Below are 20833 nucleotides of genomic sequence, written 5' to 3'. Positions count from 1 at the left end.
GGCAGTGCAGTGCAAGGAATCTCATGAAGCAAAAGCGGACCCTCGGAACGCCACGGTTGTTGGGCATCGTCTGGCCATTTATCGCCGTCGTGTTATTTCAGGCCCTGTTGGGCGGCGTCAGCCTGTACGTTTTGTCGGCGGTTCGCGGCTACGTTGCTGGGGAAAGCCTGTGGTCCAAGGGCCAGAAAGACGCCATCTATTACCTCAATCTCTACGCTGACAGTCGCGACGAGTCGATTTTCCTCAAGTACCAGAAGGCTATTTCGGTTCCCCAGGGCGGGCATGAACTGCGGGTTGCGCTGGAACATCAACCGCCTGATCTCGAGGCCGCCCGACGGGGCATCCTCAAGGGCGGCAACCATCCCGATGACGTTTCAAGCCTGATCTGGCTGTACCTGAATTTCCGGCATTTCAGTTACCTGGAAACCGCTATCGATCGCTGGACCGTGGGTGATGCCTACCTGATGCAGCTCGACAACGTCGCCCTTGAAATGCATCAGCGCATCGCCGGTAATCAGGCGACCGACGCTGACATTCAGCGCTGGAAAGCCCGGATATTTTCCATCAACGAAGCGGTGACTCCCGCCGCCAAAGCGTTCAGTGACGCGCTGGGCGAGGGCTCGCGGCTGATTCTGCGGTTGTTGCTCTTCACCAACCTGGCCACGGCGTTGGGGTTGATTGCCCTGGCACTCTTGCGCACCCATAAGCTACTGGCTCAGCGCCATGCGTTTGCCAATGCCTTGCAGCTGGAAAAGGAACGCGCGCAAATCACCTTACAGTCCATTGGCGATGGTGTGATCACCACCGACGTTGAAGGCGCCATTGCTTACATGAACCCGGCAGCGGAGGAGTTGACCCACTGGAAAGCCGAGCAGGCAGTCGGTTTGCCGCTGGCTGCCTTGTTCAATCTGCTGGATGACAATGCCCAGGCGGATGGTTTCACACTGATCGAGCATATTCTCAGCGGTCAGCTCAGTGGTGGCAGTGAACATTCCAAACTCATTCAGAGGCTGGATGGCAGCACGGTTTCAGTCACGCTGGTGGGTTCACCGATCAGCAATGCCGGTAAAGTCAGTGGCACGGTGCTGGTACTGCATGACATGACCCAGGAGCGGCAGTACATCGCCAATCTTTCCTGGCAGGCCACTCACGACGCGCTAACCGGGCTGGCCAACCGCCGCGAATTCGAATATCGCCTGGAGCAGGCGTTGCACAATCTGACGCGTCAGCCGGCCCGGCACGCCTTGATGTTCCTCGATCTGGACCAATTCAAACTGGTCAACGACACCTGCGGGCATGCGGCGGGTGATGAGTTGCTGCGGCATATCTGTGCGCTGTTGCAGTCAGGTTTGCGCGAAGGTGACACCCTGGCCCGATTGGGCGGTGACGAGTTCGGCATTCTGTTGGAAAACTGCTCGCCGCAAGCCTCGGAAAAAATCGCCGAGGGCCTGCGCCAGACGGTACAAAACCTGCACTTTGTCTGGAAAGGCCGGCCATTCGTGACCACCGTCAGCATCGGTCTGGTGCACATTATTCAAGCGCCGGCCACCCTTGAAGCTTCATTGCGTGCTGCCGACATGGCTTGCTACATGGCGAAGGAGAAGGGCCGCAATCGGGTGCAGGTCTATCATGCCGACGACTCCGAGTTGTCCCTGCGTTTTGGCGAGATGGCCTGGGTCCAGCGCCTGCACATGGCGCTCGAAGAGAACCGCTTTTGCCTGTACTCACAGGAAATCGCTGCGCTGGGGCACACAGAGCGGGGCGGTGGGCATATCGAAATCCTGTTGCGTCTGCATGACGAAGCCGGGCGGATGATTCTGCCGGACAGCTTCATTCCTGCTGCCGAGCGTTATGGGCTCATGACGTCCCTGGATCGTTGGGTAGTCGAGAATGTTTTCAGGATCATTGCACAGGGCATCGCGCAAGAGCGTAAAGGGCCTTTGGCCATGTGTGCGATCAATCTGTCAGGCATTACCATCGGTGATGAGGCTTTTCTGCACTTCCTGCGTGAGAAGTTCATTGACTATGCCATTCCGCCTGAAATGATTTGTTTTGAAATCACTGAAACCAGCGCGATTTCCAATTTGGGCAGCGCAATCAGATTTATTAATGAACTCAAAGGGTTAGGATGCCATTTTTCGCTGGATGACTTTTGCGCCGGTATGTCCTCATTCGCGTATCTGAAACATTTACCTGTAGACTTCTTGAAGATCGACGGGAGTTTCGTAAAGGATATGCTGGACGACCCGATTAACCGTGCAATGGTCGAAGTGATCAATCACATCGGTCATGTCATGGGTAAGCGCACCATTGCCGAGTTTGTTGAAACCCCCCAGATCGAGCAGGCATTGCTGGAGATCGGGGTGGATTATGCTCAGGGGTATGTTATCGAACGCCCGCAAATGTTTACCTGCGACAGCCTGCATTGTCGGCCCACCAGGCCGCAGCCTGTGTTATTCAAGGCGCCCGGCACGTTCCGTTGAAGTCTCTTGCTGATCCGTACCATCACAATCAAAAGGAGTGCGACAGTGATCGATACATTCAACAGATCCGGCCCGCTTATGGAAGCCGCAAGTTACCCCGCCTGGGCTCAGCAACTGATCCGGGATTGCAGCGAGAGCAAGCGTCGGGTTGTAGAACATGAACTGTATCAGCGGATGCGTGACAACAAACTCAGTGCAAGGACCATGCGTCAGTACCTGATTGGTGGCTGGCCGGTCGTTGAACAGTTCGCGTTGTACATGGCGCAAAACCTGACGAAGACCCGCTTTGCCCGCCATCCCGGCGAGGACATGGCGCGTCGCTGGCTGATGCGCAACATTCGGGTTGAGCTTAATCATGCCGATTATTGGGTGCACTGGAGTCGTGCACATGGCGTCAGCCTTGATGATTTGCAGGCACAGCAGGTTGCACCCGAGCTTCATGCGTTGAGTCATTGGTGCTGGCATACCAGCTCGTCGGATTCGCTGATTGTTGCCATTGCGGCAACCAACTATGCCATTGAAGGGGCGACCGGGGAGTGGTCGGCGCTGGTGTGTTCCAGTGGAGTCTATGCGGCAGCGTTCCCTGAGGACGACCGCAAACGCGCAATGAAGTGGCTGAAAATGCACGCTCAATACGATGATGCCCATCCGTGGGAAGCCCTGGAAATCATCTGCACGCTGGCGGGCCTGAACCCCACCAGATCCCTGCAAGCTGAACTGCGTCAGGCGATCTGCAAGAGCTACGACTATATGTACCTGTTCCTGGAACGCTGCATGCAACTGGAACACTCGGAAAGGGTTCCGGTAGCCCGGGAGCGGATGGCGCTGGTCGAAAGCTGATCCATTAAATCAAGGCAATACAAAACCATTGTGGGAGCGAGCCTGCTCGCGATGAAGATACCCCGGTTTTTCTGTTAAACCGGGTTGCCTGCATCGCGAGCAGGCTCGCTCCCACATTTGGTTTGTGTGGTTGCCGGCTATTCATCCGGCCATCGCCAACCGGTTACGCCCCTCGCGCTTGGCCACATACAGCGCACTGTCGGCGCGTCGCAACAAGCTGTCTGCGGACTCACCCGGCAGCAGCGTCGAGCATCCGAGGCTGACCGTTAAGCCGATCAGCGTCCCATCCGCCGAATACTCCCCGGCTTGTGCGGCATGGCGCAGGCGTTCGCCTATCATCGCAGCGGCTTCGCGGCTGGTGTTGGACAGCAGAATCAGAAACTCTTCTCCGCCGAAGCGAAAGACCATGTCTACGTTGCGCAACTGGTTTTTGATCGAGGTTGCAACAGCCTTCAACACATCATCGCCGGCGCTGTGACCGTAGTTGTCATTGATCTGTTTGAAGTGATCGATATCGAGCATCAACAGCGACAGCGGCTGCATGTGTCGCCGGGCCATGTCGATTTCCCGTTGCAGGGTCTGATCCATGGCAATGCGATTGCCGGTGCCGGTCAGTGGGTCGCGCATTGCACTTTGAGTGGCCGCTCGATACAGCAGGGCGTTGCGCATCGGGAAGAGCAAGGTGGATAGCAGGGATTCGAGGTTACCCTGATCCTTTTCGCTGAAGCGCTGATTGCGACGGAACACCAGATCGCCCAGGTGTGTGCCTTCGTGGCTCAGGCTATAGCTCACCGAGTGATGTCCGCGTTGACCGAACTCCAGACGCAGATCGCTGGTCTTGTGCTGATAGTTCAAGGCGTCCAGTGGCACAAGGCGCTGAATTTCACGGAAAAACAATCCCAGAATGCGCTGCGGCTCAAGGCTGGTTTGCAGTTGCAGGCCCAGTTGCTGGCGCAATTGACCGAGGCTGGCAGGACGCTCCAGGAGGGGCGGCAACTGGCCAAAGCCCAGTCGCTGCATTTTGGCGCTATCGAAGTCGATTGCGTTGGTCTGGGTTGGAGATTTCATATGGCGTGAGCCCCTAAGCAGGAATGCTGTCTTACAGGCTGGGTGAGAGCGGCTTTGGGCTGCGCGTCATACTGGTCCATCAGTCCCGTAGGACATGTGGCTAGATTTTAGTCCGCTTTGTCGAGCAAACGTAAGCTCGACATGGCGCTGCCCGATCGCTAACACGCTGCGTGTTTCAACAGGGTTAGAGCGAAAGTCATGCCATTCGGTTCAGATGAAAAAAACTCGTTTTAAATCAGTTTGTTGGCTTGCGTACCGGTTTCTGGTAGCGGATTTGACGGCATTTGATTGACTTCAAGCAGGCGCTTGAAGGGGGGGAGGCGCGTGCCGCGACAGTATGCCGTCGCGGCAGCGGGGTGCAGCGAGGGCTTACTGAGCGTTGAACGCCTGACCGTTGATGCCGGTGCTGTCCGGCCCCATCAGGTACAGGTAAACCGGCATGATCTCTTCGGGCGTCGGGTTGTTGGCGGGGTTTTCGCCCGGGTACGCTTGAGCGCGCATGCTGGTGCGGGTGGCGCCTGGGTTGATGCTGTTGGAGCGAACCGGCGCGACGCTGTCGACTTCATCGGCCAGGGTTTGCATCAGGCCTTCGGTGGCGAACTTCGACACGCCATAAGCGCCCCAGTACGCACGACCTTTGCGGCCGACGCTGCTGGAGGTGAAGATCACCGAGGCGTCCTGAGACAGCTTGAGCAGTGGCAGCAGAGTGCTGGTCAGCATGAACATGGCGTTGACGTTGACGTGCATCACGCGCATGAAGTTTTCGCCGGAGAGTTGCTCCAGTGGCGTGCGCGGGCCAATGATCGAGGCGTTGTGCAGCAAGCCATCAAGGTGACCGAATTCGGTTTCGATCATGGCCGCCAGTTCGTCGTACTGGTGCGGCAGGGCGGTTTCCAGGTTGAACGGAATCACTGCAGGCTGTGGATAACCGGCCGCTTCGATCTCGTCGTACACCTGAGTCAGATTGGCCTCGGTCTTGCCCAGCAGCAGTACGGTAGCGCCGTGAGCGGCATAGGTTTTTGCCGCCGCAGCGCCGATGCCACGACCAGCGCCAGTGACCAGGATGACCCGATCCTTGAGCAGTTCAGGGCGGGCGGAATAATCAAACATAGAAAACCTCTACAAGAGTTAGATCGTTCCCACGTCGAACCGTCCGCGTGGGAATGCAGCCCGTGACGCTCCGCGTCACTGCTCAGCAACTGCACAGCGCGTTATCGAGCACCTTGCGCAACTCCGAAGGGTGGTCCACCACCACATCTGCGCCCCAGTTTCGTGGGTTGTCATCGGGGTGAATGTAGCCAAAGGTCACCGCGGCGGTCCGGGTGCCGGCATCGCGGCCCGACTCGATATCGCGCAGGTCATCGCCCACAAACAGCACGCTGGCCGGGTCCAGGTCGAGCATTTTGCAGGCGAGGATCAATGGCTCCGGGTCAGGCTTGCTGTTGGTCACATGGTCTGGACAAATCAGCAGCGCCGAGCGTTCGGCCAGTCCCAGTTGTTGCATGATCGGCTCAGCGAAGCGCAGCGGTTTGTTGGTCACCACACCCCAGATCAGATTGGATCTTTCGATGTCGGCCAGCAGTTCTGCCATGCCATCGAAGAGTTTGCTGTGAACCGCGCACCCCTTGAGATAACGCTCCAGGAACTCCAGTCGCAATGCCTCGAAACCCGGTGATTCCGGGTCCATCGAGAAAGTTACCGCCACCATGGCTTTCGCCCCGCCGGAGATCTCGTCGCGGATGTGTTTGTCCGGGATCGGCGCCAGCCCGCGGTCTGCCAGCATGCTTTGGCAGATGGCAATGAAGTCCGGCGCGGTGTCGAGCAGAGTGCCGTCCATGTCAAAAAGAACTGCTCTGATTGCCATCGGCTTATTCCTCGCGCAGCGTCTGGATCATGTAGTTGACGTCAACGTCGGCGGCCAGCTTGTAGTGCTTGGTCAGCGGGTTGTACGTCAGACCGATGATGTCCTTGACGCTCAGGCCGGCCTGGCGACTCCAGGCACCGAGTTCGGAAGGGCGGATGAATTTCTTGAAATCATGCGTGCCGCGCGGCAGCAGCTTCATGATGTATTCGGCGCCGACGATAGCGAACAGGTAAGCCTTCGGATTGCGGTTGATGGTCGAGAAGAACACCTGGCCACCCGGTTTTACCATACGGAAACAGGCACGAATGACCGACGATGGATCGGGCACGTGCTCGAGCATTTCCAGGCAGGTGACCACGTCGAATTGCTCGGGCATTTCTTCTGCCAGGGCTTCGGCGGTGATCTGCCGGTACTCGACGCTGACGCCGGATTCCAGTTGATGCAGTTGCGCGACCGCCAGCGGCGCTTCACCCATGTCGATGCCCATCACGGTGGCGCCGCGTTGTGCCATGGATTCGCTGAGGATGCCGCCGCCGCAACCGACGTCCAGGACCTTCTTGCCGGCCAGTTTGACGCGCTCGTCAATCCAGTTGACCCGTAGCGGGTTGATGTCGTGCAGCGGTTTGAACTCGCTTTCGCGGTCCCACCAGCGATGAGCCAGGGCTTCGAATTTGGCGATTTCAGCGTGATCGACGTTGCTCATGGGTAATCCTCTAAATCTAAAAAATTCTGCTGTCAACCTTGAGGTTCGGCTCAAGGGGGGCGTTCTATTCGGTGTGTCCGCTGATGCGCCGGCCCCAGGCGTTGGCCGTGGCGCATAGCTGTTGTTCATCGAGACGCGTCAGGCGCCGATCGTCGAGCAATTGCTTGCCGGCGACCCAAAGGTGTTTCACACAGTCCCGGCCGGTGGCATAGATAAGCTGCGAAACCGGGTCATAAACCGGTTGCTGGGCCAGGCCAGACAGATCGAAGGCCACCATGTCCGCGGCCTTGCCGACTTCCAGCGAGCCCACTTCGGCTTCCAGCCCCAGCGCACGAGCCCCGTTGAGGGTCGCCATGCGCAAGGCGCGATGAGCGTCCAGGGCCGAGGCAGAGCCGGCAACGGCTTTGGCCAGCAGGGCGGCGGTACGGGTTTCGCCCAGCAGGTCGAGGTCATTGTTGCTGGCCGCGCCATCGGTGCCGACCGCCACATTGACTCCAGCCTGCCACAAGCGCTCCACCGGGCAAAAGCCGCTGGCCAGTTTCAGGTTCGATTCAGGGCAATGAATCACGCTGGTGTTGCTTTCTACCAGTAAGGCGAGGTCTTCTTCGCTGATTTGCGTCATGTGAACGGCCTGGAAGCGCGGTCCGAGCAGACCCAGGCGACCGAGGCGGGCCAATGGCCGCTCGCCACGCTGTTCGACCGAATACTGGACTTCGAAGGCTGTTTCGTGGACGTGCATGTGAATCGCTGCGTCCAGCTCCTCGGCGATTACCCGGATTTTTTCGAGGTTTTCGTCACCGACGGTGTAGGGTGCATGAGGGCCGAAGGTGATTTTGATGCGCGGATGATGCTTGAGGTCGCCGAACAGTTCGACGCCCTGACGGATAGCTTCATCTGCATCGCTGGCGCCGGGAATCGGGAAATCAAGGATCGGGATGGCAATTTGCGCGCGAATACCACTGTTGTGCACGCGTTCGCTGGCAACTTTCGGGAAAAAATACATGTCCGAGAAGCAGGTGATGCCACCTTTGATCTGCTCGGCAATGGCCAGGTCGGTGCCGTCGCGGACGAAGGCCTCGTCGACCCATTTGGCCTCGGCTGGCCAGATGTGCTGCTCAAGCCAGGTCATCAGCGGCAAATCATCGGCCAGGCCGCGGAACAGTGTCATCGCCGCATGTCCGTGGGCGTTGATCAGGCCCGGGCTGAGCAGCATGCCCGGCAGCTCGCGGACCTCGCTGGCCTTGAGCTTCAAGGCTACGCTGCGCGGGCCGATGAAGGCAATACGCCCGTCGCGGATGCCCAGGCCGTGCTCCTTGAGGACTACGCCAGCGGGTTCGACAGGTACTAACCAGGTCGGCAGCAAGAGTAAGTCGAGCGCAGCGGCAGGATTCGGCATCGAGGGTTCGGTCCAGTGCTTTTATAAAGGATGGCGAAGTATACCCGAGCGTCTTCGCGGGGGGATCGCTATAATCGGCGGCTTTTGTTCATGAGTGCGGGGTGAGGGATGCGCGATCGACTGTTGGCTGCGGAGAAGGTGAAGGCCATCGATTGGCGGGACGGCGCCCTGTACCTGCTGGATCAGCGCATTCTGCCATTCGAGGAAACCTGGATTGCCTATACCAGCGCAGCGGGTGTGGCTGAGGCTATTCGCTCGATGGTGGTGCGTGGTGCTCCGGCAATCGGTATCAGCGCCGCCTACGGCGTGGTGCTGGCGGCGCGCGCGCGGTTTGCTGCGGGCGGCGACTGGCAGGCGGCGCTGGAAGAAGACTTTGCCCTGCTTGCGGATTCACGGCCGACCGCCGTCAACCTGTTCTGGGCGCTGGGTCGCATGCGCGAGCGCCTGGAGCGGCTCAAGGATCACTCCAATCCATTGGAAGTGCTTGAGGCAGAGGCCTTGGCAATCCATGAAAGTGATCGCGAAGCCAACCTGACCATGGCGCAATTGGGTGTCGACCTGATCCGCAAGCATCAGGGCAATGCCCAGGCTGTCTTGACTCACTGTAATACGGGGGCGTTGGCGACTGGCGGCTTCGGCACTGCGCTCGGGGTGATTCGTGGCGCGTTCCTGGAGGGCATGATCGAGCGGGTTTACGCCGACGAAACCCGGCCTTGGCTACAAGGCTCGCGCTTGACTGCCTGGGAACTGGCCAACGAAGGCATTCCGGTCACCCTGAACGCCGACTCGGCCGCTGCACACATCATGAAAACCAAGGGTGTGACCTGGGTGATCGTCGGTGCTGACCGAATTACTGCCAACGGTGACGTGGCGAACAAGATCGGCACGTACCAGTTGGCGGTCAGCGCCATGCACCACGGCGTGCGTTTCATGGTGGTGGCACCGAGCTCGACCATCGACATGAACCTGGCCAGTGGTGACGACATCCCGATCGAAGAGCGTGATGGCAGCGAATTGCTGGAAGTGGGCGGCAAGCGGGTGGGGGCTGATGTCGATGCCTTTAACCCGGTGTTCGATGTCACGCCGGCTGACCTGATTGACGCCATCGTCACCGAAAAAGGCATCGTCGAGCGCCCGGACGCCGCGAAGATGGCACAACTCATGTGCCGCAAGCGGTTGCATTGACGATCTCGGGCGTCTGATAAATCGCTTTCGCGAGCAAGCCCGCTCCCACACTGGCCCTATCTAACTGAAGAACTCGGTCAATTGTGGGAGCGAGCCTGCTCGCGATGGGGCCCTCAAGGCCAACAAATCAGCCTGAGACGGACCTGTGATTTGCCTCAGAGCCTCTCTCGTCGCCTTTACGCCTGTCACCGGTCAACTAACTATGCTCCATGCGCATCAGGGGGATAGGTGCGTGGCGGCTCTTGTGATAACATCCGGCGGTTTCCAAGGTAGCCCGATGTGGCTGCCTTTACTGCGCAGATCCATGGCATAACTCGTTGATTTGTCGTAAGTCGGTGCTGGCACTCAGCCTGCAGCGACGAGCTTCGTTCGTCCCATATGGATGTGACGAAGTTTCACCAGAAAAAGGAATCAGGCTTCTCATGGGCGAACTGGCCAAAGAAATCCTCCCGGTCAATATCGAAGACGAGCTGAAACAGTCCTACCTCGACTACGCGATGAGCGTAATTGTCGGTCGGGCACTGCCTGATGCGCGCGATGGCTTGAAGCCCGTGCATCGGCGTGTGCTGTTCGCGATGAGCGAGCTGGGTAACGACTTCAACAAGCCGTACAAGAAATCTGCCCGTGTTGTCGGTGACGTGATCGGTAAGTATCACCCGCACGGTGATACTGCGGTGTACGACACCATCGTTCGTATGGCACAGCCATTCTCGCTGCGTTACCTGCTGGTAGACGGTCAGGGCAACTTCGGTTCGGTCGACGGCGACAACGCCGCTGCGATGCGATACACCGAAGTGCGCATGACCAAGCTGGCACACGAGCTGCTGGCTGACCTGCATAAAGAAACCGTGGACTGGGTGCCGAACTACGACGGCACCGAAATGATCCCGGCGGTCATGCCGACCCGCATTCCCAACCTGCTGGTCAACGGTTCCAGCGGTATCGCCGTGGGCATGGCGACCAACATTCCGCCGCACAACCTCGGTGAAGTCATCGACGGTTGCCTGGCACTCATCGACAACCCCGAGTTGACTGTCGATGAGCTGATGCAATACATCCCTGGTCCGGACTTCCCGACCGCCGCGATCATCAACGGTCGCGCCGGTATCATCGAAGCCTACCGCACCGGTCGCGGCCGCATTTACATGCGTGCCCGCTCGATCATCGAAGACATCGACAAGGTCGGTGGCCGTCAGCAGATCGTCATCACCGAGCTGCCTTACCAGTTGAACAAGGCGCGTCTGATCGAGAAGATCGCCGAGCTGGTCAAAGAGAAGAAGCTGGAAGGCATCACCGAACTGCGCGACGAGTCCGACAAAGACGGTATGCGCGTGGTGATCGAGCTGCGTCGCGGTGAAGTGCCTGAGGTCATCCTCAACAACCTCTACGCCCAGACCCAGCTGCAAGCGGTATTCGGTATCAACATCGTCGCGCTGATCGACGGCCGTCCGCGGATCCTGAACCTCAAGGACCTGCTGGAAGCCTTCGTGCGTCACCGCCGCGAAGTGGTGACCCGCCGTACCGTGTTCGAACTGCGTAAAGCCCGCGAGCGTGGTCATATCCTCGAAGGTCAGGCAGTTGCGCTGTCGAACATCGACCCGGTCATCGCCCTGATCAAGGCTTCGCCAACGCCTTCGGAAGCCAAGGAAGCGCTGATCAGCACACCGTGGGAATCCTCCGCGGTGGTTGCAATGGTTGAGCGCGCCGGTGCTGACTCTTGCCGTCCGGAGACCCTGGACCCGCAATACGGTCTGCGCGAAGGCAAGTACTTCCTGTCGCCGGAACAGGCGCAAGCCATTCTGGAGCTGCGTCTGCACCGTCTGACCGGCCTGGAACACGAAAAACTGCTGGCTGAGTATCAAGAGATCCTCAACCAGATCGGCGAGCTGATCCGCATCCTCAACAGCGCCACGCGCCTGATGGAAGTGATCCGCGAAGAGCTGGAGGTGATTCGTGCCGAGTACGGCGATGTGCGTCGCACCGAAATTCTCGATGCGCGTCTGGACCTGACCCTGGGCGACATGATCCCGGAAGAAGAGCGCGTCGTGACCATTTCCCACGGTGGCTACGCCAAGACCCAGCCATTGGCTGCGTACCAGGCCCAGCGTCGTGGCGGTAAAGGCAAATCGGCTACCGGCGTCAAGGATGAGGACTACATCGCTCACCTGCTGGTCGCCAACAGCCACACCACGCTGCTGCTGTTCTCCAGCAAGGGCAAGGTGTACTGGCTGAAAACCTACGAAATTCCTGAGGCATCCCGCGCTGCCCGTGGTCGTCCGCTGGTCAACCTGCTGCCGCTGGACGATGGTGAATACATCACCACCATGCTGCCGGTCGAGGAATACACCGAAGGTCACTACATCTTCATGGCTACCGCCAACGGCACCGTGAAGAAGACCCCGCTGGAATCCTTCAGCCGTCAGCGCAGTGTTGGCTTGATCGCGCTGGAACTGGACGAAGGCGACGTGCTGATCAGTGCTGCCATCACCGATGGCGAKCGYGAAGTCATGCTGTTCTCCGATGGCGGCAAGGTTACCCGCTTCAAAGAGTCCGACGTTCGCGCCATGGGCCGTACCGCTCGCGGTGTCCGCGGCATGCGTCTGCCGGAAGGTCAGAAGCTGATTTCCATGCTGATCCCGGAAGAAGGCAGCCAGATCCTCACCGCTTCGGCGCGTGGTTTCGGCAAGCGTACCGCCATCACCGAGTTCCCTGAGTACAAGCGTGGCGGTCAGGGCGTTATCGCCATGGTCAGCAACGAGCGTAACGGCCGTCTGGTCGGTGCAGTCCAGGTGCTCGACGGCGAGGAAATCATGCTGATTTCCGACCAGGGCACCCTGGTGCGTACTCGTGTTGACGAAGTATCCAGTCTGGGTCGTAACACCCAGGGCGTGACCCTGATCAAGCTGGCCAACGATGAAACACTGGTCGGTCTGGAGCGGGTTCAGGAGCCATCGGAAGTCGAAGGCGAAGAGCTGGAAGGTGAAGAGGGCGCGGAACTCGAAGGCGTCGTGCTCGATGCCGGCACCGAGCCGGACGATACTGTCGAAAGCCAGCAGGCTGAAGCAGCTGACGAAGAAGAGTCGCAAGACTAACCAAATCGTAGCAGGGCAGAGTGTTTGCTCTGTCCGCTACCGTGAATGCATAGCGAGAGTGGATGTGAGCAAACGAGCCTATAACTTCTGCGCAGGTCCTGCTGCGCTGCCTGAAGCTGTCCTGTTGCGTGCCCAGTCGGAGTTGCTCGACTGGCATGGCAAGGGTCTCTCGGTCATGGAAATGAGCCATCGCAGCGATGAGTTCGTGTCCATTGCGACCAAGGCCGAGCAGGATCTGCGTGATCTGCTGAATATCCCCTCGAACTATAAAGTACTGTTTCTGCAAGGTGGCGCCAGCCAGCAATTTGCTCAGATTCCTCTGAACCTGTTGCCGGAAAACGGCAAGGCCGACTATATCGACACCGGTATCTGGTCGCAGAAAGCCATTGAAGAAGCGCAGCGCTACGGCCACGTCAACGTCGCCGCGACCGCCAAGCCTTACGACTATTTCGCCATTCCCGGCCAGAACGAATGGAAGCTGTCACAAGACGCGGCCTACGTGCACTACGCGCCGAACGAAACCATCGGTGGTCTGGAGTTCCAGTGGATACCGGAAACCGGTGATGTTCCGCTGGTCGCCGACATGTCTTCGGACATTCTCTCGCGCCCTGTGGATATCTCGCGTTTCGGCATGATCTACGCCGGCGCCCAGAAAAACATCGGCCCGAGCGGCATCGTCGTCAATATCGTGCGTGAAGACCTGCTGGGTCGTGCCCGTTCGTTCTGCCCGACCATGCTTGACTACAAAGTCGCAGCCGACAACGGCTCGATGTACAACACTCCGCCGACCCTGGCCTGGTACTTGTCCGGTCTTGTGTTCGAGTGGCTGAAAGAGCAGGGTGGTGTTGAGGCCATTGGCAAGCTCAATGAAGTCAAGCAGCGCACGCTGTACAACTTCATCGATGCTAGCGGCTTGTACAGCAACCCGATCAACAAGACTGACCGCTCGTGGATGAACGTGCCGTTCCGTCTGGCTGACGATCGCCTCGACAAGCCGTTCCTGGTCGGTGCCGAAGCGCGCGGTCTGCTGAACCTCAAGGGTCACCGTTCGGTAGGCGGCATGCGTGCCTCTATCTACAACGCCGTCGACATCAACGCAGTCAATGCGCTGGTGGCGTACATGGCAGAGTTCGAGAAGGAACACGGTTAATGTCTGAGCAAGAACTCAAGGCACTGCGCCTGCGCATTGATGCTCTGGACGAAAAAATCCTCGAGCTGATCAGTGAGCGTGCACGCTGCGCCCAGGAAGTCGCGCGAGTAAAGATGGCTACGCTGGCCGAAGGCGAAGTGCCGGTGTTCTATCGTCCTGAGCGTGAGGCTCAGGTGCTCAAGCGCGTAATGGAGCGTAACCAGGGGCCGCTGGGCAACGAAGAGATGGCGCGGTTGTTCCGTGAAATCATGTCCTCGTGCCTGGCGCTCGAGCAGCCGCTGAAAGTGGCCTACCTCGGCCCTGAGGGTACCTTCACTCAAGCGGCGGCCATGAAGCACTTTGGTCACGCGGTGATCAGCAAGCCCATGGCGGCGATCGACGAAGTGTTCCGTGAAGTGGCTGCCGGTGCGGTGAACTTTGGCGTGGTGCCTGTGGAAAACTCCACCGAGGGCGCAGTTAACCACACCCTCGACAGCTTCCTTGAACACGACATGGTTATCTGTGGCGAAGTCGAGCTGCGCATTCACCACCACTTGCTGGTGGGTGAAAACACCAAGACCGACAGCATCAGCCGCATTTATTCCCATGCCCAGTCCTTGGCGCAGTGCCGTAAATGGCTGGACGCTCATTACCCGAACGTCGAGCGCGTGGCGGTATCGAGCAACGCCGAAGCGGCCAAGCGGGTCAAGGGTGAGTGGAACTCGGCGGCGATTGCCGGCGACATGGCGGCAGGTTTGTACGGGTTGACCCGTCTGGCCGAAAAAATCGAGGATCGTCCGGATAACTCCACGCGATTCCTGATGATCGGCAGCCAGGAAGTGCCACCGACCGGCGACGACAAGACCTCGATCATCGTCTCGATGAGCAACAAGCCTGGTGCGCTTCACGAGTTGCTGGTGCCGTTCCATGACAATGGTATCGACCTGACTCGGATCGAAACCCGTCCATCGCGCAGCGGCAAGTGGACCTACGTGTTCTTCATCGACTTCGTTGGCCACCACCGCGACCCGCTGATAAAAGCTGTGCTGGAGAAAATCAGTCAGGAAGCGGTAGCACTTAAAGTGTTGGGTTCCTACCCGAAAGCAGTTCTCTAAAGGCGTTGATAATGAGTGGCGACTTCCTCGCTCTGGCACAGCCGGGCGTGCAACAACTTTCGCCTTACGTTCCGGGAAAACCCGTGGACGAACTGGCTCGCGAGCTGGACATCGATCCGGCAAAAATCGTCAAACTGGCGAGCAACGAAAACCCGCTGGGTGCCAGTCCCAAGGCATTGGCGGCGATTCGCGAAGAGCTGGCCGATCTGACCCGCTATCCGGACGGCAACGGTTTTGCGCTGAAAACCCTGCTGGCTGAGCAGTGCCGGGTCGAGCTCGATCAAGTGACGTTGGGCAACGGCTCCAACGACATTCTCGAACTGGTCGCGCGTGCCTATCTGGCGCCGGGTCTCAACGCAGTGTTCAGTGAGCATGCGTTCGCGGTCTACCCGATCGTCACTCAGGCGGTGGGTGCCGAAGCGCGAGTGATTCCGGCCAAAGACTGGGGGCATGACCTGTCGGCCATGCTCGAAGCCATCGACAGCAACACCCGCGTGGTGTTCATCGCCAACCCGAACAACCCGACCGGAACCTGGTTCGACGCCGAGGCGCTGGACGAGTTTCTGCAGGACGTGCCGGAGCGCGTGCTGGTCGTGCTGGATGAGGCGTACATCGAGTACGCCGAAGGCAGCGATCTGCCGGATGGTCTGGATTTCCTCGCGGCGTACCCGAACCTGCTGGTTTCCCGGACCTTCTCCAAGGCCTACGGTCTGGCCGCGTTGCGTGTGGGCTATGGCTTGTCGACCGCGGTGGTCGCCGATGTGTTGAACCGTGTGCGTCAGCCATTCAACGTCAACAGCCTGGCCCTGGCAGCGGCCTGCGCAGCGTTGCAGGACGATGAATATCTGGCTGAAAGCCGTCGTCTGAACGAGTCCGGCATGCAGCAGCTCGAAGCGGGCTTCCGTGAGTTGGGGCTGAGCTGGATTCCTTCCAAGGGCAACTTCATCTGTGTGGATCTGGGGCGCGTCGCCGCACCGGTTTTCCAGGGCTTGCTGCATGAAGGTGTGATCGTGCGTCCGGTGGCCAATTACGGCATGCCGAACCACTTGCGCATCACCATCGGTCTGCCGGCTGAAAACAGTCGCTTCCTTGAGGCGCTGGCCAAGGTTCTGGCCCGTGGTTGATGTCATCGCCGTGCAACCTGCTGTGCCTATGATCGGTCGCCTGGTGGTGATCGGGCTCGGGCTGATCGGAGGTTCGTTCGCCAAGGGTCTGCGTGAAAGCGGGTTGTGCCGCGAAGTGGTTGGCGTTGATCTCGATCCGCAATCGCGAAAACTGGCCGTTGAGCTGGGGGTAGTGGATCGTTGCGAAGACGACCTCGCTGTCGCGTGCCGCGGTGCGGACGTGATTCAGTTGGCGGTGCCGATTCTCGCAATGGAAAAACTGCTGGCGCTGTTAGCTGGCATGGACCTGGGGGCGGCGGTCCTGACCGATGTCGGCAGTGCCAAAGGCAATGTGGTGCGTGCAGCGACCGAAGCCTTTGGTGGTATGCCGGCGCGCTTCGTTCCGGGGCATCCGATCGCAGGTTCCGAGCAGAGCGGGGTCGAGGCTTCCAATGCCCAGCTGTTCTGTCGGCATAAAGTGATTCTGACGCCGCTCGAGCAAACCGATCCGGCTGCCCTGGCAGTTGTCGACCGGCTCTGGCGCGAATTGGGTGCCGATGTCGAGCACATGCAGGTCGAGCGTCACGACGAAGTGTTGGCGGCGACCAGCCATTTGCCGCACCTGCTGGCATTCGGTTTGGTCGATTCGTTGGCCAAGCGCAGTGAAAATCTGGACATCTTCCGTTACGCTGCGGGCGGTTTCCGCGATTTCACGAGAATCGCCGGCAGTGACCCGGTCATGTGGCACGACATCTTCCTCGCCAATCGCGAAGCTGTCCTGCGCACACTCGATACATTTCGCAGCGATCTCGACGCCTTGCGCGACGCGGTCGATGCAGGGGACGGGCACCAACTGTTGGGCGTCTTTACGCGCGCCCGGGTTGCCCGCGAGCATTTCAGTAAAATCCTGGCCCGCCGGGCCTATGTGGACGCTATGAACTCCAACGATCTGATTTTCCTGGCAAATCCTGGTGGCCGCCTGAGTGGGCGGATTCGTGTACCAGGCGACAAATCGATTTCCCACCGTTCGATCATGCTCGGCTCCCTCGCTGAAGGCGTTACCGAAGTCGAAGGTTTCCTTGAGGGTGAAGACGCCCTGGCGACCTTGCAGGCCTTCCGTGACATGGGTGTCGTGATCGAAGGTCCGCACCATGGTCGCGTGACCATTCATGGTGTCGGCCTGCATGGCTTGAAACCGGCTCCCGGCCCGATCTATCTGGGTAACTCGGGTACGTCGATGCGTCTGTTGTCCGGCTTGCTGGCCGCGCAGGACTTCGACAGCACCTTGACGGGCGATGCGTCGCTGTCCAAGCGTCCGATGAATCGTGTGGCCAACCCGCTGCGCGAGATGGGCGCGGTGATCGAGACGGCGGCAGAAGGTCGTCCACCAATGACCATTCGTGGTGGCAACAAGCTTAAAGGCCTGACTTACACCATGCCGATGGCCAGCGCCCAGGTTAAATCCTGCCTGCTGTTGGCGGGGCTGTACGCCGAAGGCAAAACCACGGTGACCGAGCCGGCACCAACCCGCGACCACACCGAGCGCATGCTGCGTGGCTTCGGCTACCCGGTTACTGTCAACGGCGCCACCGCTTCGGTCGAATCCGGCCACAAGTTGACCGCGACGCACATTGAAGTGCCGGGCGATATCTCCTCGTCGGCATTCTTCCTGGTGGCAGCGTCGATTGCCGAAGGTTCGGAGCTGGTGCTGGAGCATGTGGGTATCAACCCGACCCGTACCGGCGTGATCGACATCCTGCGTCTGATGGGCGCCGATATCACCCTGGAAAACCAGCGTGAAGTCGGTGGCGAGCCAGTGGCTGATTTGCGCGTGCGGGCGGCTAAGCTTAAGGGTATCGAAATCCCGGAAGCGCTGGTTCCGCTGGCCATCGACGAGTTCCCGGTACTGTTCGTGGCTGCAGCCTGTGCCGAAGGTCGGACCATTCTGCGTGGTGCGGAAGAGTTGCGGGTCAAGGAGTCGGATCGTATCCAGGTGATGGCGGATGGTTTGCTGGCGCTGGGCGTCAAATGCGAGCCAACCCCGGACGGCATCATCATCGACGGTAGCCAGATTGGCGGCGGCGAAGTGCATGGTCACGGCGATCACCGGATTGCCATGGCGTTCAGCGTTGCGTCGTTGCGCGCCAATGCGCCGATTCGTATCCATGACTGCGCCAACGTCGCGACCTCCTTCCCGAACTTCCTCGCGTTGTGTGCGCAAGTCGGTATTCGTGTGGCTCAAGAGGCTCAGTCGTGACCAACCATGCTCCGGTAATCACCATTGATGGGCCAAGCGGCTCGGGCAAGGGCACCATCGCCGGAATCCTTGCCAAGCGCCTGGGGTGGTGCTTGCTGGATTCCGGTGCGTTGTACCGTTTGCTGGCATTCGCTGCGCGCAATCATGGTGTCGACCTGACCAATGAAGAGTCGCTGAAGCTGCTGGCCGCTCATCTTGATGTGCAGTTCGTCGGGGCGACCGAAGGTCATCCACAGCGCATCATCCTTGAAGGTGATGATGTCACTGACGATTTGCGCAACGAGCAGGTCGGTGCCTGGGCCTCGCAAGTGGCGGCACTGCCTGCGGTGCGTGACGCCTTGCTGCAGCGCCAGCGGGCATTTCAGGAGGCGCCGGGGTTGGTGGCCGATGGCCGCGACATGGGTACCGCTGTATTTCCCGACGCGCCGCTGAAGATTTTTCTGACCGCCAGCGCCGAGGAACGGGCGCGCCGTCGTTATTTGCAGTTGAAGGGCAAAGTCGAGGGTGTTAGTCTGTCGAGTCTGCTAGATGAGATCCGTGTGCGCGATGAGCGCGACACCCAGCGAGCGGTAGCCCCGCTCAAGCCGGCGGTCGACGCCATACAGCTGGATTCCACGGAGTTGTCCATCGAGCAGGTGCTGGAACGCATCATGAGCGAGATCGCCATTCGCGATATCGCCGGGTGACCAAGAAGCACCGCAGGGGACCAGTCATAGTCCTGCGGCGTTTCTTTTATATAAACGTAACCCACATTGTCTGGGATGTGGCAGATGGGCGTATTCTTCGCCCTTATCAACAGGAATTAAAATGAGCGAAAGCTTTGCGGAACTCTTTGAAGAAAGCCTAAAAACCCTGAACCTTCAGGCAGGCTCCATCATCACCGGTGTTATCGTTGATATCGATTACCAAGCTCGCTGGGTAACCGTTCACGCTGGCCTGAAGTCTGAAGCACTCATCCCGCTTGAGCAGTTCTACAACGACGCTGGCGAACTGAATATCAACGTCGGTGACGAAGTTCACGTTGCGCTGGATTCGGTTGAAGACGGCTTTGGTGAAACCAAGCTGTCCCGTGAAAAAGCCAAGCGCGCTGAATGCTGGATCGTTCTGGAAGCAGCCTTCGCAGCCGAAGAAGTGGTCAAGGGCGTTATCAACGGTAAGGTTAAAGGCGGCTTCACTGTCGACGTTAACGGCATCCGTGCGTTCCTGCCTGGTTCTCTGGTTGACGTCCGTCCAGTGCGCGACACCACGCACCTGGAAGGCAAAGAGCTGGAATTCAAGGTCATCAAACTCGACCAGAAACGCAACAACGTTGTCGTTTCCCGTCGTAGCGTCCTCGAAGCCGAGAACTCCGCTGAGCGTGAAGCTCTGCTGGAATCCCTGCAGGAAGGTCAACAAGTCAAAGGTATCGTCAAAAACCTCACCGATTACGGCGCATTCGTCGATCTGGGTGGCGTCGATGGCCTGCTGCACATTACCGACATGGCTTGGAAGCGTATCAAGCATCCTTCCGAAATCGTCAACGTTGGCGACGAGATCGATGTCAAGGTTCTGAAGTACGATCGCGAGCGCAATCGTGTTTCCCTGGGCCTGAAGCAACTGGGCGAAGATCCATGGGTTGCTATCAAAGCCCGTTACCCAGAAAGCACTCGCGTTACCGCACGTGTAACCAACCTGACCGACTACGGCTGCTTCGCTGAGCTGGAAGAGGGCGTTGAAGGTCTGGTACACGTTTCCGAAATGGACTGGACCAACAAGAACATCCACCCTTCGAAAGTCGTACAAGTCGGCGACGAAGTGGAAGTTATGGTTCTGGACATCGACGAAGAGCGTCGTCGTATCTCCCTGGGCATCAAGCAGTGCAAATCTAACCCATGGGAAGATTTCTCTGGCCAGTTCAACAAGGGCGATAAAATCTCCGGCACCATCAAGTCGATCACCGATTTCGGTATCTTCATTGGTCTGGACGGTGGCATCGACGGTCTGGTTCACCTGTCCGACATCTCTTGGAACGAAGTGGGCGAAGAAGCCGTACGTCGCTTCAAGAAGGGCGACGAGCTGGACACCGTTATCCTGTCGGTTGACCCAGAGCGCGAGCGTATCTCCCTGGGTATCAAGCAACTGGAAAGCGATCCGTTCTCCGAGTACGTTCAAGAGAACGACAAAGGCGCAATCGTTAAAGGCATCGTGAAAGAAGTTGACGCTAAAGGCGCCATCATCACGTTGGCTACCGATATCGAAGCTACTCTGAAAGCCTCCGAAATCAGCCGTGACCGCATCGAAGATGCGCGCAACGTTCTGAAAGAAGGCGAAGAAGTTGAAGCCAAGATCATCAGCGTTGACCGCAAGAGCCGTGTAATCCAGCTCTCGATCAAGTCGAAAGACGTTGAAGACGAGAAGGAAGCTATCCAGAGCCTGCGCGACAAGCCAGCTGCTTCGGATGCTCCAGTTGACACCACTCTTGGTGCTCTGCTGCGTGCACAAATGGAAAAACAGAACTAAGTTCTGTCAGACCATAGAAAAAGGGCGACTTCGGTCGCCCTTTTTTGTGCCTGAAATTTGAGGTTGTCGGGGGGCTGAGGGAAACAATGCGGGGATAAG

The 20833-nt window shown here is 58.8% G+C and carries 15 protein-coding genes; 10 read left to right on the top strand and 5 right to left on the bottom strand.

What is annotated here, in order from left to right; genetic code table 11:
• Positions 1–23 precede the first annotated feature (23 nt).
• Together AC1DHT_RS23215 and AC1DHT_RS23210 are read left to right on the top strand one after the other, a co-directional pair.
• The gene (locus AC1DHT_RS23215) at positions 24–2483 is read left to right on the top strand and encodes an EAL domain-containing protein (protein ID WP_427532175.1); all 2460 of its coding nucleotides are present in this window, start codon (positions 24–26) and stop codon (positions 2481–2483) included.
• A gap of 78 nt (positions 2484–2561) precedes the next feature.
• Entirely contained in the window at positions 2562–3323 is a 762-nt protein-coding gene (locus tag AC1DHT_RS23210; protein WP_427532242.1) for an iron-containing redox enzyme family protein, read from the top strand.
• A gap of 141 nt (positions 3324–3464) precedes the next feature.
• Here AC1DHT_RS23210 and AC1DHT_RS23205 read toward each other — a convergent pair whose 3' ends face one another.
• The 5 genes from AC1DHT_RS23205 to AC1DHT_RS23185 all read right to left on the bottom strand — a co-directional run bounded on the left by AC1DHT_RS23205 (position 3465) and on the right by AC1DHT_RS23185 (position 8354).
• A complete protein-coding gene (locus tag AC1DHT_RS23205) occupies positions 3465–4391 on the bottom strand; it encodes a GGDEF domain-containing protein (RefSeq protein ID WP_427541441.1) in 927 nt (308 codons plus the stop codon).
• A 369-nt stretch (positions 4392–4760) separates the two neighbouring features.
• Complete coding sequence (locus AC1DHT_RS23200) at positions 4761–5501, bottom strand: YciK family oxidoreductase (RefSeq protein ID WP_427532171.1); 741 nt, start codon at positions 5499–5501, stop codon at positions 4761–4763.
• Between the two features lie 82 nt (positions 5502–5583).
• Positions 5584–6255 carry an N-acetylmuramic acid 6-phosphate phosphatase MupP gene (gene mupP / locus AC1DHT_RS23195; RefSeq protein ID WP_427541438.1) on the bottom strand — a complete coding sequence of 224 codons (672 nt, stop codon included), beginning with the start codon at positions 6253–6255 and terminating at the stop codon, positions 5584–5586.
• A 4-nt stretch (positions 6256–6259) separates the two neighbouring features.
• On the bottom strand, positions 6260–6958 hold the full coding sequence (gene ubiG, locus AC1DHT_RS23190; protein ID WP_019692990.1) for a bifunctional 2-polyprenyl-6-hydroxyphenol methylase/3-demethylubiquinol 3-O-methyltransferase UbiG: 699 nt from the start codon (positions 6956–6958) through the stop codon (positions 6260–6262).
• A 64-nt stretch (positions 6959–7022) separates the two neighbouring features.
• A complete protein-coding gene (locus AC1DHT_RS23185; protein ID WP_427541435.1) occupies positions 7023–8354 on the bottom strand; it encodes a TRZ/ATZ family hydrolase in 1332 nt (443 codons plus the stop codon).
• 108 nt (positions 8355–8462) lie between these two features.
• Here AC1DHT_RS23185 and mtnA point away from each other — a divergent pair, with 108 nt between their 5' ends.
• From mtnA to rpsA, 8 genes are all read left to right on the top strand, one after another.
• Positions 8463–9539: an S-methyl-5-thioribose-1-phosphate isomerase gene (mtnA, locus tag AC1DHT_RS23180; RefSeq protein ID WP_427541432.1), complete on the top strand. Its 1077-nt coding sequence runs from the start codon at positions 8463–8465 to the stop codon at positions 9537–9539.
• Positions 9540–9961: 422 nt separating this feature from the next.
• Positions 9962–12631 (top strand): DNA gyrase subunit A, encoded by a 2670-nt coding sequence (gene gyrA / locus AC1DHT_RS23175; RefSeq protein WP_477761485.1) that lies wholly within the window; start codon positions 9962–9964, stop codon positions 12629–12631.
• Between the two features lie 64 nt (positions 12632–12695).
• On the top strand, positions 12696–13781 hold the full coding sequence (gene serC, locus AC1DHT_RS23170; RefSeq protein WP_103315827.1) for a 3-phosphoserine/phosphohydroxythreonine transaminase: 1086 nt from the start codon (positions 12696–12698) through the stop codon (positions 13779–13781).
• A complete protein-coding gene (gene pheA, locus AC1DHT_RS23165; protein WP_019692985.1) occupies positions 13781–14875 on the top strand; it encodes a prephenate dehydratase in 1095 nt (364 codons plus the stop codon). The genes serC and pheA overlap by 1 nt, the downstream gene beginning before the upstream one ends.
• An 11-nt stretch (positions 14876–14886) precedes the next feature.
• Positions 14887–15999 (top strand): histidinol-phosphate transaminase, encoded by a 1113-nt coding sequence (gene hisC / locus AC1DHT_RS23160; protein ID WP_427541426.1) that lies wholly within the window; start codon positions 14887–14889, stop codon positions 15997–15999.
• Positions 16000–16027: 28 nt separating this feature from the next.
• Entirely contained in the window at positions 16028–18235 is a 2208-nt protein-coding gene (locus AC1DHT_RS23155) for a bifunctional prephenate dehydrogenase/3-phosphoshikimate 1-carboxyvinyltransferase (RefSeq protein WP_427541591.1), read from the top strand.
• Positions 18232–18921: a (d)CMP kinase gene (cmk, locus tag AC1DHT_RS23150; protein WP_477761484.1), complete on the top strand. Its 690-nt coding sequence runs from the start codon at positions 18232–18234 to the stop codon at positions 18919–18921. The genes AC1DHT_RS23155 and cmk overlap by 4 nt, the downstream gene beginning before the upstream one ends.
• A gap of 121 nt (positions 18922–19042) precedes the next feature.
• Positions 19043–20734, top strand: a complete 1692-nt coding sequence (gene rpsA, locus AC1DHT_RS23145; RefSeq protein WP_019692981.1) for a 30S ribosomal protein S1 — start codon at positions 19043–19045, stop codon at positions 20732–20734.
• The last annotated feature ends 99 nt before the right edge of the window (positions 20735–20833 follow it).

The sequence above is a fragment of the Pseudomonas sp. 05N432 genome (assembly GCF_056396945.1).
The sequence above is the reverse complement of the archived record's forward strand: the minus strand, read 5'-3'. Positions and strand labels throughout refer to the sequence as shown.